The sequence below is a fragment of the Cardiobacterium sp. genome (genome assembly GCF_057314735.1).
Map to the genome: position 1 here is coordinate 50136 of NZ_DBHKZK010000053.1, position 13085 is coordinate 63220.

Here is a 13085-nt window from a genome sequence, read left to right on the forward strand (position 1 = left end):
TCGGCCATGAATGGCCGACCTACGGCTATGACTATTGGGCATCGGCGGCATACAGGGTAGCGCTCAAGGTGTATGTAAATGGCATACGCAGCCCGCAGGGCTGTTCTCCTTCCCCCGCAGGGCGAAGCCCGCAGCGGGGGAAGGCCGGGATGGGGGTAAATCAACGGGCTACGCCAACCGAAGTGTGATTATTCCAGATCGCTACCCCCTCCCCGACCCTCCCCCGCTGCGGACGCTAATGCGTCCTGCGAGGGAGGGGGCGCGTTTACGCAACCACCGTGCCGAATATCTTGTCGCCCGCGTCGCCGAGGCCGGGGATGATGTAGCCGTTTTCGTTGAGGTGGCTGTCTAGCGCCGCCGCGTAAATGCGCACGTCGGGGTGCTGTTCGTTCACCAGGCGCACGCCTTCGGGCGCGGCGACCAGCACCAGCGCCTTGATGTCCTTGCAGCCCTTGCTTTTCAGCAGGCTGATGGTGGCGGCAAGCGAGCCGCCGGTCGCCAGCATCGGGTCGATAATCCACGCCGGGCGCTCGTCCATCTTGTTGGTGAATTTCTCGAAATAGGACACCGGTTGCAGCGTTTCTTCATCGCGTTGCAGGCCGACCACGCTGATTTTCGCCGTCGGGATGAGATCCAGCACGCCGTCCAGCATTCCCAAGCCCGCGCGCAGAATCGGCACCACGGTGAGCGTCTTGCCCGCGATGCGCCGCCCTTCCACCTCGCCGCTCCAGCATTGCAGCGTGTACGGCTCGCTCGGCAGCTCGCGGCTCGCCTCATACGCCATCAGCCGCGCCAGCTCGCGCGTCAGCGTGCGGAAGCGGTAAGTGCTGCAATCGGCCTCGCGCATCAGCGACACCTTGTGCGCGACCAGCGGGTGATCAATCACGGTAATGTTCAGGGGCGGATTCATGGGCAACTCCATAACGAAAAGATGACGCCATTATAATGCGGCCTTTACCACCCGGAACGAACATGGACTGCTGGCACATCCTCGGCATCGCCCCGACCCGCGACGAAGCCGCCATCAAGCGCGCCTACGCGCAACTGCTGAAAAAACACCGCCCCGACCGCGACCCGGACGGCTTCATCCGCTTGCGCGAAGCCTACGAAACCGCACTCGCGGGCGGCGAACAGTACAACACCTTTGCCGACAACACCGCCGTTGAGCCGCCGGAACTGCTGGACGCGCGCGCGCTGCGCCGCAGTTGGCGTCAGGCGAAAAGCGACGACGCGCTGCTCGCGCTGTTGCAGGAACAAAGCGCGGCGCTGCCGACCATTGACGAGCAGCTCGACTTCCGCGACCTCATCGCCAGCTGGATTGAGGGGCGCGACCGGCCACAGCGCTACCCGCAAAGCCTCATCTGGGCGATTGAAAAATACCACTTGCTGCGCGGCCTGCCCGACGACGACCCGCTTTGGGACGACTACCTGCGCGCCCTCGTACACACCGGCGCGCACGACAAGGCGCTGCGTGTCATCGCCCGCCGCGCCCCCGAACTGGGCGCATGGCTGGCGCTTTCCGGCTGGCAACAGCGCCGCTACGGCCTGGGCAATGCCTTCGTCACCGACCCCGGACGCCTGATAGAGCTCCAGCTCGCCCGCCTGCAAACCGCGCTGCGCCTCGACAACGCCGCCATCACCGCCCGCTTTCCCGCCGTCGCCCGCCTGCAAGCGCGGCTGCGCCTGCCGCACCTCGCCTGCGCCATCCTCGCCGCTGCCGCCTGCGGACTGGGATTCCCGCAAACCGCCGCCTGCCTCGCCCTCATCCTCGCGGGCGAACTGTGGTGGCGGGGCGTGCTCGCCATCCAGCGTGAGCTGCCGCTGCCTGCCGTGCCCGCGCCGCTCTACGCCGGAATGATTGCCTGCTACGCGGTACTCGCCACCTTTGCCCCGCCGGAATGGCTGCCGTATGTCATCGCCTGCGGCGTGGCGACCGCACTCGCCGGATTCAGCCGCATCCCCGCCGACGACCCCACGCGGCGCGACCATTTTTACGGCGCCGTCCTGCTCGGCATCGCCTTTGCCTGCGTGGATAACGCGCCGTGGCTGGCGTACTACTGGCTGCTGCCCTGCTGCGCCGACCTCGCCCGCCGCTACCGCGACTACGACCTGCGCTTCCTCGCCGCCGCCACCGGCTGCATCTACCTCACCCTGCTTGCCGCGCTGTGCTGGCAACTGTGGCAACTGCGCCACGCCGCGCCCGTCGCCGTCGTGCTTGCCGCCATCCTCATTGCCGCGGCCGTCTGCTGGCACCTGCTGTCCGCGCTGGACGACGGCGAAGCGCCATCTGATTAACCCAGGAGACATAACCATGCCATACGACGACCAAAAAATCGAAGACACCCTGCTCGCGCTGATTACCGTAGTCAGCAACCGCGAAACCGGCCATTTCTGGAAAAACTACGACTTTGACCTGATGAATACCCTCTACGAAAAGGGCTACATCACCCAACCACACAGCCGCAAAAAATCCGCCCATCTCACCCTGGAAGGGCAGGAAAAGGGACTGGCGCTCGCCGCCCGCCTGTTCGGCAAAGACGACAACTGATGCCGCCATGCCCGTAAAACCCACCGTCCGCTTCTACATTCTGCCCGACGGCAGCGGCCTCGAACACCGCCTGGAGCTCGCCTGCAAACTCGCCGAAAAAGCCCAACAGGAGCGGCTGCAAACCCTCATCTGTTGCGCCGACGAGGCGATGGCGGCGCAACTCGACCACGCGCTCTGGCACTACCGCGCCGACGACAGCTTCCTCACCCACTGCCGCCCGGACGACCCGCTTGCCGGCGAGGCGGCGGTACTGCTCGCCGTGCCGCCGGAGCGCATCGCCCGCGCCGACGTCCTCATCAATCTCAGCCTGGAAACCACGCCCGACCTGCCGCGCGATTGTAGCCGTGTGCTGGAAATCGTGACGCCGCAGCCAGACGTGCTGCGCAGCACCCGCAGCCGTTACGCCGCCTACCGCGAGCGCGAACTCGACCCGCAAACGCACCGCATCGGCAGCGTCTGAACCATCAGGAGCCCGTATGGAAAATACAAACCCGACAGACCTTCACCGGCAAGTGATACAGGACTACGCCAACAGCTGGAGCCTGCTGCAAGGGTACGATGCGCAAAGCCTCGCCGCTACCAGCGCCCGCCAGCCCGGAATGCGCGCGCTCGCCCTCGATGACGTGCTTGCCGCGCTGGCCGACCTCAAAACCGCGCTTGTCGCCAAAGGCGAGGCGACCGCACTCTTTGCCCAGGTGCGCGGCGACGGCCTCGCCTCGGCCATTGCCACCATCGAACAGGGCTTTGGCGACGACCTCTTTTATCCGAACATAGCCAGCCGCGCCGCTCATTTGCTCTACTTCGTCATCAAAAATCACCCGCTCGCCGATGGCAACAAACGCAGCGGCGCCTTTCTCTTTCTCTGGTATCTGCGCCTCAACCAGCACCTGCTCGACAAAACCGTCGCACAATTCATCAACAACAATACCCTGGTCGCACTGACATTACTCGTCGCCGAAAGCGCGCCCGCGCAAAAAGACCTCATCATTCGCCTCATCGAACATTTCATTCCGCTCAAAGAAAATTCCGCCCCATGAATATCCGCGTCATACTTTTTTTATATCCCGCCATTGCCAGCGCACATAATTGCGCCGAAATGGATGCCGCACTTGCCACGCCATTGCGCCAATTACAAAACACCCAATCCGTCGTCGCCTACGAACGCGGCGAGCGGGACGGCGCCAATAGCGAAATACACCGCCTGCTTGCCGCGCAGGCCAATACCAACTGGGATTGCGATTACCCGCAGGCGCAGGCGGCGGGACTGCACATCGCCACCGCCGCCGACAAACAATTCCGCGCCTGGCGCTGGGACGACATGACCGGCGGTATTGAGCGCCATTACCGCGAAGTCTGGCAATACCGCACACACAATTGGCAAACGCGCATTATCGACGCGCCCGCCATTGCCGCCACGCAAAACGAACAAACCATTGCCATTGATACCGCGCATTTGGGCAAGAAAGGCACCGCCTGGTTTCTCATCGAAAGCGACAAGGATGCGATGCTAAACCATGCGGAAAAACTGACGCTGTTGCACGTCGCAGGCGATGATCTCGTCCCCGCTGCGTGGATAGCGCACGACAATACGCTGACCGCGACCCTGCAATACGAATACGATATGCGCAGCCTGCTCGACCAACCCGCGCTGAGCAAATATCCGGCACGCACCCGTTTCATTTACGACGACGAAAAGAAGACCCTCACCTTCCCCCGCGTCAAAACCACGGCAAAATATCCCGGCGGCGCAATGCAAAATGAATTGCAGCATTACCGCTTTGATGGCGACAACTTCGTTGCGGAAACACCCACCCGTAAAACGCCCCGCCCGCAACGCAAAAGTCCTTTTTCGGGCAGATAACCCGTCCATAAAAAAACCGCCGGTCATTCCGGCGGTTTTTGTTGGTGCGATATTCAGAATTTAATCCGCACCGTGTATTTCAATTCCACTTTGCCATCCGCCGGAACAGGCACTTGCCATTGCGCCAAATCCGCGCCGACTTTTTCGTGCTTGAAGGTTTCTGCGGTGATATTCCAGTCGCCCGGCAACGGCTCAACCACTTTCACCGTGACGTCTTCTTTTTTGGCATTGCTGAGTTCGATGCTGTAAGTCGCCTCGAATTGTTCGCCATCAATCAGTTTGCCCAGTTTGCCGCTGTCCAGATTTTTCACGGACACGCTTTTCCACACGCCGGTCACGTCAAAGGCGCTGCCCAGTTTGAGGCGCACCGTGTCATTTTTGGCGGTGTGGTCAATGCGGTCTTCGCCAATGAACTGCGCGCGGTTGTCGCTGTCGTTTTTGTAAACGCGGACGATGCCTTTCGGCAGCGGGATGCCCAGTTGGCCTTTTTCTTCGTTTTTGAATTCGACGAAGACATCGACTTTGCGCTTGTCGCCCAGCTCCGGCGATTCGCCGCGCAGACTGTTGTAATAGGTGTAATTTTCGCCCTGCAGGCGGTATTCCTTGCGCACCGGGACATTGGCGGCGGAGAGCAGCGCCACCTGTTTTTTCTGGTTGTTTTTCAGCGTGGTCGGGCGGTTCAAAGTGTAGAGGTGGTATTCAAACAGCGATTCTTCCGCCATCGGCGCGGCGGCTTCCATCGCCGCGACCGGGGCGGCGCGCAGCGCCATGCTGTCAAAGTCCGGGCGCACCCGGCTGACATCGCCCGCGACCAGTTGCAGGGTGGCGTTGTCGTAGGTGGTGCCGCTCTGGTTGTCCAGCGTCACCCAGCCGGCGAGGTTGAGGCTTTTTTCGTCGTTGGCAAGGCTGGCGACGTAATCGGCCTGCCACGAGAAGCCGCCGCTGAGGTAGGCGAGATCGACGGTCTGCTCGCCCGCCTGTCCGCTTTGCAAATCGACGGTGAGCGTCGGGTGATCGCGCAGGTTGGCGGGGACGTCGCCGTAGGCGAGGCGGGCGTTGGCGGGCAGCCCGGTTTCGATGCGGTCGGCGTATTGCAGCACCACACCGTCATTGTTGGCGAGTACGGTCGCTTCTTCGCGCGTTTCCGCGCCGCTCGCCGGGTTGGTATGGATGACGGTGACACGCTTGCCGACGTATTTGCCCAAGAGCGACTGCGCGCTCAACAGGTCGTAATCGAAGTTCTGCTCCAGCAGTTGCAGCGCTGCGCCGCTGCGGGCGGCAAGGCTCGCCGTTTCCGGCATGATGCGGGCGGAGACGTCGCGCAGGGCGATGCGGTTCGCGCCCGCGTTCAGCGGCAGTTTGCGCGCTTCGCGCACCAGCGCGAGGTTTTCGTTGTAAATGGTGACGGCGACGGCTTCGCGGTCTTTGCCTTCGCTCACGGTCTCGGTGATGTCGGCAAAGGCGGCATGACTGACCACCAGCGCAAGCGCGGCGGCAATAGTGGTTTTACGGGGCATGATGGCTCCTGAGTGTGAAAAAGGCGCCACTTTACGGATTGCAAAGTGGCGGGATGATGACAATGCGGCAAGCGTTTATTTTTGGAAGCCTGCCATTTGTTGGGTAAATACCGTTTGTTTTTCGGCAGGCAGGGTTTGCAGATAATCTTCCACGATAGTTTTTATTTCGGGATATTGCTTCATGTTACTGCCCAGCGACCATTTGGCCGCACCGGTCGTTAAAGGGTCTTTGCTGTCCTTGCTGGCAATGACAAAATCCACGATTTTCTTTACATATTCCGCTTTGCCCGTCGCATAAAAAGAGACCCACAAGACATCGAGCGAGACGGCATCCGGGAAGGTCAGGCTGGTAAATTCTTCCAGATTTAATCCTTCCGTTTGCTTGACCAATTCCTGCGGGGGATTGATTTTTTCGATACATTTTTCGCTATCCGGCGTTGCCGCAAAGCGAAACAGTATCAGCAAATCGGTAGCATCTATTTTGGCTTGCAGCGCGTCGCACCATTTCATCGTTTCCTGCGGATTATCACGCAAAACCTGCGCACCCCACGCCATCATATTGAATCTGGCGCTGGCTTTATTCTGAAAGAGCGGTTTATCTGCCATATTCAGCAATAACTTCAGGGCGCGCGCCGGATCGGGATGGCGGAAATAGGTTGATATTGCTTCTTCGCTATCTTGCGGGGCGGCATCGGCGGCTTGCGCTGCCGGAGCAGCGGGCGCGTTTTCCGCCTGAGCCAGCGGGCAGAAGGCGAGCAGCAGGGCGGCAACAAGAACATTTTTATGAGGCATGACGGCTCCTGATTGTGGAAAAGACGGTAATGTAGCGACAATACGGCAGCGGCAAAATGAGCAACCCTTCATTTTGCCGTCGCCATTCGCTCATCTGTCCGGCGCTACAATAATCCCGTCCCAATAACCGGAGCAAGATGATGAAAAAACAGGGTTTGCTGGCTGCCGTACTGATTGCGGCGATGTTAATGACCAGCCCGGCGGCACTCGCCAAGAAACACCGCCGCACCATTAGCGAAGAAGAGGCGGCGATGATTGCCAACTCGATGATTCAGGGGCGGGTGGTCGATGTGGATTACGAACACCGCAAACATGGCCGCAGCTATTATGAAGTGGAAATCCGCAAGGATGGCCGCAAGTATGAAGTCTATGTGGATGCGAAAACCGGTGAGCTGATTGATCAGGATCGGGTGGAGCGCGACCGCGATGATGATCGCATCGAGATTTATCCTGACTATAACGGCGGCGGCAATTACGACCCGCATGGTTATTACGGCTACTACGGCAATCATGGTCATGGCGAAGGCTATTATGACGACGATGACGATGATGATGATTGAACGGCTGGATAAACCCGCAAAACCGCGCTTCGGCGCGGTTTTTTGTGGCGATGATGGTTTCAGGTGAAGCGACACCGCCGCTGCTCGCCAAAAAACACAAAAGCGCCGCCGACGGTGCGACAATGCCACACACGCCCATCAGGAGCACTCCCATGCACAACCTTCTCATTGCCCTCATGACCGCCCTCGCGCTTACCGCCTGCGGCGGCAACGACTACAACGTCGCCATCAGCGGCCCCGGCATCGGCATCAATATGCAGCATTACGGCAACAACAGCCCGAACCGCCCCGGCTACTTCAACCCCAACCAAAGCAACCAGAACAACCGCACCACCCCGCCCGCCGCCAACTGGCGCCGCCTGAACGGCATGGCCGCGACCACCGCGCGCACCGACGGCGACGGTATCGAACGCTACTTCCCGGACGGGAGTGCCTGCCGCGACTGCGCCGCCATTCCCGCCGCCGACCGCAACAATCCCTACTACCTCGACGGCGGCAACGGCATCCACCGTGACAGCACCCGCGGCGGCGGGCAAATCCTCTACCGCAACCTCTCCTACGCCAGCTTCGGCAGCTATCACGCCCCCGGCGACCACTACCGCCATTTCCACGTCGTCCAGCCGACGCCCTACGCCGCCGTGCCGACCAGCGGCAGCGCGCACTACGCAGGCAATGTCATCTATCGCAACGCCGAAGACGGCGCCATCGCCCTCGATGTCAATTTCGGCAACAAGGCCGTCGGTGGCCGCGTCAGCGGGCTGTCCGCGGTGAGCGGCCAGCCGCTGGACATCAGCGCCAATCTCGCCGGCAATCACATCAGCGGCAACCTGCACTACAACGACCGCAGTTACGAAAATCCCGTTGCCTACAGCGGTGGCATTCTCGACGCGACCGTCGCCGGCCCCCGCGCCGAGCACATCATCGGCCAGTTCAGTCTGCCCGCCGCCAAAGCCATCCGCAATTACCCGGAAAACACCGCCGTTTTCGGCGCCGAAAAACAATAGGAAACCGTCATGAGTACCTACCAGGAAACCCTCGCCCGCCTGCAAGCGCAGATGCAAAACCACAGCGACATGGCGCTCGAACGCCTCGCGCGCAAAATCATCATTGCACTGGAAGCGCAAATGAAAGACGAAGAAATCGCGCAGGAACTCACCATTGAGCAACCGCATTACCGCAACCTGCGCCGCATCATCCAGGAGCGCGACTGGAACGACCGCCGCATCGGCGCCGAGCTGGATATGCTCGACCAGGTCGCCCGCGCCCTCGGCGACGATTACCCCGCCGACACCGCGCAAAACAACTTGAGCTTCACCTGCGCGCTCGACTACTGGCGCGAGCTGCAACAGCGCGCCGATGCCGACCTCGTCACCGCCATCGCCGGGCTCTATCTCGACAACGCCGACCATGCCGCCTTTGGCACAGACAACGCGCCGGAGGAACACGCCTGGGCGGAGCAGGCACCAATTGCCAGCGCCATCCGCCAGCTTGAGGAATGGATTAAAAACGCCTGAAGCGGGCGGCGGGCAAAAATTACCGAATGCCCATAAAAGCCAAACCGGGTAAACTAGGCGGGTGGCGTGAGTGCCACCCGCTATCTCATTCCATTTCCATCAAGCTCAAGGAACGAAACATGAAAAGCCAAACCCTCATTTCCCTGCTAACCACCGCGTTGCTCACCGCCTGCGGCGGCGTTTATGATCCGAACGCGCCCCCGGCAGACCCGACCCCGGACGCCCTGAAACCGGGCAACACCCCGCCGCCCGCGGCCGACACCCCCAGCAGCAGCTACGGCGTGCCGCGTCGCGTCGCGCAAATCACCGGTGTCCACAGCCAGCACTACTACGACCAGCTGACCGCCCCCTTCATGACCCGCAACACGCCGACCGCCGATGGCATCACCACCGCAGTGACCGACAAGGACGACGGCACCATCAAACTGCGCCTGCCCAATTTCTACGCCAGCACCCGCCAGAACGGCCTGCTCGTTTACGGCTCGCTGGACGGCAAGGGCGGCGTGACCAAACAGGCCTATCTCTCCTACAAGACCTTCCAGATAAGCGACAGCAGCTACAAGCACTCGCAATTCGGTCTGCTCAGCACCGACACCGGCTACACCAACTTCTGGCGCGGCGAGGCCGTCACCAAAATGCCGACGACCGGCCAGGCGACTTATCTGGGCGACAGCGTCGTCGGTTTCCTCAACGACAAGGGCGTGATGGAGCGGGTTGAACAGGGTACGGCGCGCGCGGATGTGGATTTCGGCCGCAAGCGGCTGGACGTCAGCCTGGCGAGCCCGAGCTATCAGGGTAGCGCCTCCGCCCGCATCAATTACAACGCCAAAGACCACGAGGCGACTTTCCGCACCATCTACAACCAGCCCTGGGGCATCACCGGCAAATTCGCTGGCGAAAACGCCGAAGAGGTCGTGGGACGCTTTGTCGATTCCAAGAAAAATGTCGATGCCGCCTTTGGCGCGAAGCGGCAATAATCCCGCCCACACATCCCAAAAGTCTGAGAACCTGAAAAGCCCCTGCCCTGCAGGGACTTTTCATATCTAGAGGAATACACCGATGCGCTGCCACAACATCCTGAACTGGCTGCTTTCCCGCGAAGAGCTGGAACGCCCGCCGCGCGATGCTTTTTACAAATTCCAGCTCAGCGTGCGCGTCACCGCCAAATGCCGTTTCAATGCTGCCGAACGCCTGCGTCGCCAGGGCAGGTTTGCCTTTTTCAGTACCACCCTGCTCTCGCTCGGCCTGATTTTCATCCCGCTGATGCAAAACACCAATGTTGAGCTGGCCTTCCCGCCCACCGTACTCAACATGATGTCCACCTTTCTCGCCGTGGCCGTGCTCGTCTATTCCGTGGTCATCGGCACCGCCCAATACGAGGCGCGGGCAGACAAGCTCGGCCAGTGCGCCGACCACCTGAAAGCGCTGAACCGCGAACTTGACAGCCCACGCCAACAGGACGGCGACCACGAGGCGATACTGGCCCGCCTGCACAAAGAATATTCCCGCCTCCTTGCCGATACCGAAAACCACAAACGCATCGACTACCTCGCTGCCACCCTGGAGATGAAGCGGGACTACCCCATCACCGGGCTGGTTCGGCTGTACCGGCACATCCGCCTGGTGCTGCAAAGTCTGCTGCCTTATTTCCTGCCGCTGTTACTGCTGATCCTGGAAGCCGTCTTTATCAGCGATATGCTCAAAATCTCGCAACTCCTGCCCGCCCTGCTGCGTAAATAAACCGGAAACTGCCATGCTCCGCCTTTGCGGCAAAATCCTCGCCGCCCTCCTCGCCCTGCCGCTCGTCTGGCTCGCCGCCGCGCTGATTTGCGGCCATATCGTGTACGCCCCCGCACGGCACGACGGCGTCCGCGACATCACCATTTACCTGCTCGACAACGGCGTCCACACCGACCTCGCCCTGCCGCTGGCCAATGACACCTTCGACTGGAGCACGGTCATCAGCCCCGACGACGCGCGCGCCCTGACCTTTACCCCCGCCTACGTCGCCTTCGGCTGGGGCGACCGCGCCTTCTATCTCGAAACGCCACAATGGCGCGACCTGAAACTCGCAACCGCCGTCAATGCCATCAGCGGTCGCGGCGCCACCATCATTCACGCCACTTACCTGCCGCCGCTGCGTGCGACCGCCAACAGCATCGCCATCGCCGTCAGCCGTGACGAATACCGCGCGCTCGTTGCCGGTATCCGCGCCAGCCTGCGCACGGGCGATGACGGTCGTGCCCTCGTCCTCGCCGGGCGCGGTTACGGTGACCACGACGCCTTCTACGAAGCGCACGGCAGCTACAGCCTGTTCAACACCTGCAACAGCTGGAGCAACGCCCGCCTCAGGGACGGCGGCCTGAAACACGTGCTGTGGACGCCCTTCGCCCACGATCTGATGGCGGTGTATAGCCGTTCACCGAAAGTTTCAGACAAGGCGCGCCGCTGAAGACAGTACGCGGTTGTACGGCGAAGCGGCGCAACACCGTATGAGGCTTTCGGTGGACGGCTATACCGGTAAAAAAATGGCCTCCCGCCCTACCCCCGGTACACCGGGGGAGAGGGGGAGGCGATGAACGGTGCGCGGCGAACGCTTTAGAGCCTGTTCAAAATCCCGGTTATCCACACAAATTTGAATGGCTACGCCGAATATCCCCCTCCCCTGCAGGGCGCGCAGCGCCCGCAGCGGGGGAGGGTCGGGGAGGGGCTGAGCGATATAGCTCACGACATGAAACTACTGTTTTTCAATAGTTTTACTGTTTTCACCCTACCCTCTACTCTTGCTTCGCAAGCAATGCTTGCCGCTGCACGATCTGTCCCAGTCCCACAGGGAGAGGGGGCATATTCGCTGTTTTCCCGGTTTTCAGTTCCCTACACAGGCATATTCTTACGGCTGCAACGCCAGGTAAAGGTTCTGTCCGTTGCGGTAGATGAGCAGCGGCACGGGGCGTTTGCTGTTGGCTTTTTCCAGCAGGCGGCGCGCGGTTTTGACGTCTTCGACGCGCTTGCCGCCGACGCCGATGATGATGTCGTTTTGCCGCAGGCCGGAGCGTTCTGCCGCCGAACCCGCCTTGACGCCGCTGATGCGTACGCCTTTGCCACGGAAGCCGAGCTCTTCGCGGTCGTCGTCATCGAGCGCACTGAGGCTCAAGCCACGGGCGGCGGCGGTGGCTTTGGCGGAGCCGCCGTTGTCGCTACCGTCGTTGAGGTTGCCGATTTCGGCGGTGACGGTTTGTTCTTTGCCGTCGCGCAGCAGTTTGATTTCAATTTTGTCGCCAATCGGCGTGCTGGCGACCAGCGCGGGCAGGTCGGCGGTTTTGTTCACTGCCTTGCCGTTGTACTGGAGGATGACGTCGCCGCTCTCGATTCCGGCCTTGGCGGCGGGCGAGTTTTCTTCAACCTGGGCAACCAGCGCGCCTTGCGGTTTTTCCATGCCGAAGGATTCGGCCAGGTTTTGGTCCAGGCCTTGCAGGCGCACGCCGAGCCAGCCGCGCACGACTTCGCCTTTGTCTTTTAACTGGTCGGCGATGTTTTTCGCCATGTTGATCGGGATAGAGAAGGCCAGCCCGTTAAAGGCGCCGCTGCGGCTGTAGATTTGTGAGTTGATGGCGATGACTTCGCCCTTGCTGTTAAACAGCGGCCCGCCGGAGTTGCCGGGGTTGATGGCGGCGTCGGTCTGGATGAAGGGAACGTAGTCGCCGCTGGGCAGGTTGCGCGCCACCGCGCTGACGATGCCCTGCGTCGCGGTGTGGGAGAAGCCGAAGGGCGAGCCGATGGCGAGTACCCAGTCGCCGACTTGTACCTGGTCGGAATCGCCGATTTTGGCGACCGGGAGGTGGTCGCCCTGGATTTTGACGAGGGCGACGTCGGTGCGTTTATCGAGGCCGATGACGTCGGCGTTGTATTCCTTGTTGTTGTTGAGCTGGACGCGCACTTTTTCCGCGCCTTCAACGACGTGGGCGTTGGTGAGGATATAGCCGTCGCTGTCGATGATGAAGCCGGAACCTTGTCCTTGGAGGATGCGCTGTTCGTTTTGCGGCTCGGCGAATTGGCGTCCGCCAAAGGGATCGGGAATGCCGAAGAAGTCTTCAAAGATTTCCGGCGGGATGCCGTTAATGGTGGAAGGGGTATTGACGCGGCTTTCCACTTCAATGCTCACCACGGCGTCTTTGGTTTTGGAAACGAGCGCGGTGAAGTCCGGTGCGGGGTCGGCAAGGCTCAAAGGGGCGGCGAGTGCGAGAGTCAATATAACCAATGTTTTATTCATGAATACCTCTGATTGCTTTAAGA

The 13085-nt window shown here is 61.0% G+C and carries 14 protein-coding genes and 1 pseudogene; 11 read left to right on the forward strand and 4 right to left on the reverse strand.

From position 1 onward, the window contains the following. Positions 1-265 precede the first annotated feature (265 nt). On the reverse strand, positions 266-898 hold the full coding sequence (upp, locus tag ACO54Z_RS06955) for a uracil phosphoribosyltransferase (RefSeq protein ID WP_485996422.1): 633 nt from the start codon (positions 896-898) through the stop codon (positions 266-268). A gap of 74 nt (positions 899-972) precedes the next feature. On the opposite strand from upp, the gene ACO54Z_RS06960 reads away from it, so the two are divergent. The 5 genes and pseudogenes from ACO54Z_RS06960 to ACO54Z_RS06980 all read left to right on the forward strand — a co-directional run bounded on the left by ACO54Z_RS06960 (position 973) and on the right by ACO54Z_RS06980 (position 4409). Continuing rightward, complete coding sequence (locus ACO54Z_RS06960; RefSeq protein WP_485996373.1) at positions 973-2295, forward strand: J domain-containing protein; 1323 nt, start codon at positions 973-975, stop codon at positions 2293-2295. Between the two features lie 16 nt (positions 2296-2311). Then, positions 2312-2548 (forward strand): DUF6429 family protein, encoded by a 237-nt coding sequence (locus tag ACO54Z_RS06965; RefSeq protein WP_485996374.1) that lies wholly within the window; start codon positions 2312-2314, stop codon positions 2546-2548. Positions 2549-2555: 7 nt separating this feature from the next. Continuing rightward, entirely contained in the window at positions 2556-3008 is a 453-nt protein-coding gene (locus ACO54Z_RS06970; RefSeq protein WP_485996375.1) for a DNA polymerase III subunit chi, read from the forward strand. Between the two features lie 52 nt (positions 3009-3060). Next, a pseudogene (locus tag ACO54Z_RS06975) lies at positions 3061-3585 on the forward strand (type II toxin-antitoxin system death-on-curing family toxin); the annotation flags it as partial. Next, positions 3582-4409: a hypothetical protein gene (locus ACO54Z_RS06980; RefSeq protein ID WP_485996376.1), complete on the forward strand. Its 828-nt coding sequence runs from the start codon at positions 3582-3584 to the stop codon at positions 4407-4409. The pseudogene ACO54Z_RS06975 and the gene ACO54Z_RS06980, both read left to right, overlap by 4 nt. A 53-nt stretch (positions 4410-4462) precedes the next feature. Here ACO54Z_RS06980 and ACO54Z_RS06985 read toward each other — a convergent pair whose 3' ends face one another. Together ACO54Z_RS06985 and ACO54Z_RS06990 are read right to left on the reverse strand one after the other, a co-directional pair. Then, complete coding sequence (locus tag ACO54Z_RS06985; protein ID WP_485996377.1) at positions 4463-5926, reverse strand: DUF4139 domain-containing protein; 1464 nt, start codon at positions 5924-5926, stop codon at positions 4463-4465. A 75-nt stretch (positions 5927-6001) separates the two neighbouring features. Continuing rightward, a complete protein-coding gene (locus ACO54Z_RS06990) occupies positions 6002-6790 on the reverse strand; it encodes a hypothetical protein (protein WP_485996378.1) in 789 nt (262 codons plus the stop codon). Positions 6791-6855: 65 nt separating this feature from the next. Between ACO54Z_RS06990 and ACO54Z_RS06995 the strand changes: the two genes are divergently transcribed. The 6 genes from ACO54Z_RS06995 (at position 6856) to ACO54Z_RS07020 (ending at position 11244) form a co-directional block, all read left to right on the forward strand. After that, entirely contained in the window at positions 6856-7278 is a 423-nt protein-coding gene (locus ACO54Z_RS06995; protein ID WP_298080972.1) for a PepSY domain-containing protein, read from the forward strand. Between the two features lie 152 nt (positions 7279-7430). Beyond that, complete coding sequence (locus ACO54Z_RS07000; RefSeq protein WP_485996379.1) at positions 7431-8282, forward strand: transferrin-binding protein-like solute binding protein; 852 nt, start codon at positions 7431-7433, stop codon at positions 8280-8282. A 9-nt stretch (positions 8283-8291) separates the two neighbouring features. After that, positions 8292-8792, forward strand: coding sequence for a hypothetical protein (locus ACO54Z_RS07005; protein WP_298080970.1), 501 nt, complete (start codon positions 8292-8294; stop codon positions 8790-8792). A gap of 119 nt (positions 8793-8911) precedes the next feature. Next, a complete protein-coding gene (locus ACO54Z_RS07010; RefSeq protein ID WP_485996380.1) occupies positions 8912-9769 on the forward strand; it encodes a transferrin-binding protein-like solute binding protein in 858 nt (285 codons plus the stop codon). Between the two features lie 82 nt (positions 9770-9851). Beyond that, on the forward strand, positions 9852-10532 hold the full coding sequence (locus ACO54Z_RS07015) for an SLATT domain-containing protein (protein ID WP_485996381.1): 681 nt from the start codon (positions 9852-9854) through the stop codon (positions 10530-10532). A gap of 13 nt (positions 10533-10545) precedes the next feature. Next, on the forward strand, positions 10546-11244 hold the full coding sequence (locus ACO54Z_RS07020) for a TIGR02117 family protein (RefSeq protein ID WP_485996382.1): 699 nt from the start codon (positions 10546-10548) through the stop codon (positions 11242-11244). Positions 11245-11682: 438 nt separating this feature from the next. On the opposite strand, the gene ACO54Z_RS07025 is transcribed toward ACO54Z_RS07020, so the two are convergent. Continuing rightward, positions 11683-13062 carry a DegQ family serine endoprotease gene (locus ACO54Z_RS07025; protein WP_485996383.1) on the reverse strand — a complete coding sequence of 460 codons (1380 nt, stop codon included), beginning with the start codon at positions 13060-13062 and terminating at the stop codon, positions 11683-11685. Positions 13063-13085 lie beyond the last annotated feature (23 nt).

Excerpts from the sequence above, each read along its gene's own strand:
- ACO54Z_RS06960 (WP_485996373.1), top strand. The coding sequence starts at position 973 with ATGGACTGCTGGCACATCCTCGGCATCGCCCCGACCCGCGACGAAGCC.
- ACO54Z_RS06965 (WP_485996374.1), top strand. The coding sequence starts at position 2,312 with ATGCCATACGACGACCAAAAAATCGAAGACACCCTGCTCGCGCTGATT.
- ACO54Z_RS06970 (WP_485996375.1), top strand. The coding sequence starts at position 2,556 with ATGCCCGTAAAACCCACCGTCCGCTTCTACATTCTGCCCGACGGCAGC.
- ACO54Z_RS06980 (WP_485996376.1), top strand. The coding sequence starts at position 3,582 with ATGAATATCCGCGTCATACTTTTTTTATATCCCGCCATTGCCAGCGCA.
- ACO54Z_RS06985 (WP_485996377.1), bottom strand. The coding sequence starts at position 5,926 with ATGCCCCGTAAAACCACTATTGCCGCCGCGCTTGCGCTGGTGGTCAGT.
- ACO54Z_RS06990 (WP_485996378.1), bottom strand. The coding sequence starts at position 6,790 with ATGAAGGGTTGCTCATTTTGCCGCTGCCGTATTGTCGCTACATTACCG.
- ACO54Z_RS06995 (WP_298080972.1), top strand. The coding sequence starts at position 6,856 with ATGATGAAAAAACAGGGTTTGCTGGCTGCCGTACTGATTGCGGCGATG.
- ACO54Z_RS07000 (WP_485996379.1), top strand. The coding sequence starts at position 7,431 with ATGCACAACCTTCTCATTGCCCTCATGACCGCCCTCGCGCTTACCGCC.
- ACO54Z_RS07005 (WP_298080970.1), top strand. The coding sequence starts at position 8,292 with ATGAGTACCTACCAGGAAACCCTCGCCCGCCTGCAAGCGCAGATGCAA.
- ACO54Z_RS07010 (WP_485996380.1), top strand. The coding sequence starts at position 8,912 with ATGAAAAGCCAAACCCTCATTTCCCTGCTAACCACCGCGTTGCTCACC.
- ACO54Z_RS07015 (WP_485996381.1), top strand. The coding sequence starts at position 9,852 with ATGCGCTGCCACAACATCCTGAACTGGCTGCTTTCCCGCGAAGAGCTG.
- ACO54Z_RS07020 (WP_485996382.1), top strand. The coding sequence starts at position 10,546 with ATGCTCCGCCTTTGCGGCAAAATCCTCGCCGCCCTCCTCGCCCTGCCG.
- ACO54Z_RS07025 (WP_485996383.1), bottom strand. The coding sequence starts at position 13,062 with ATGAATAAAACATTGGTTATATTGACTCTCGCACTCGCCGCCCCTTTG.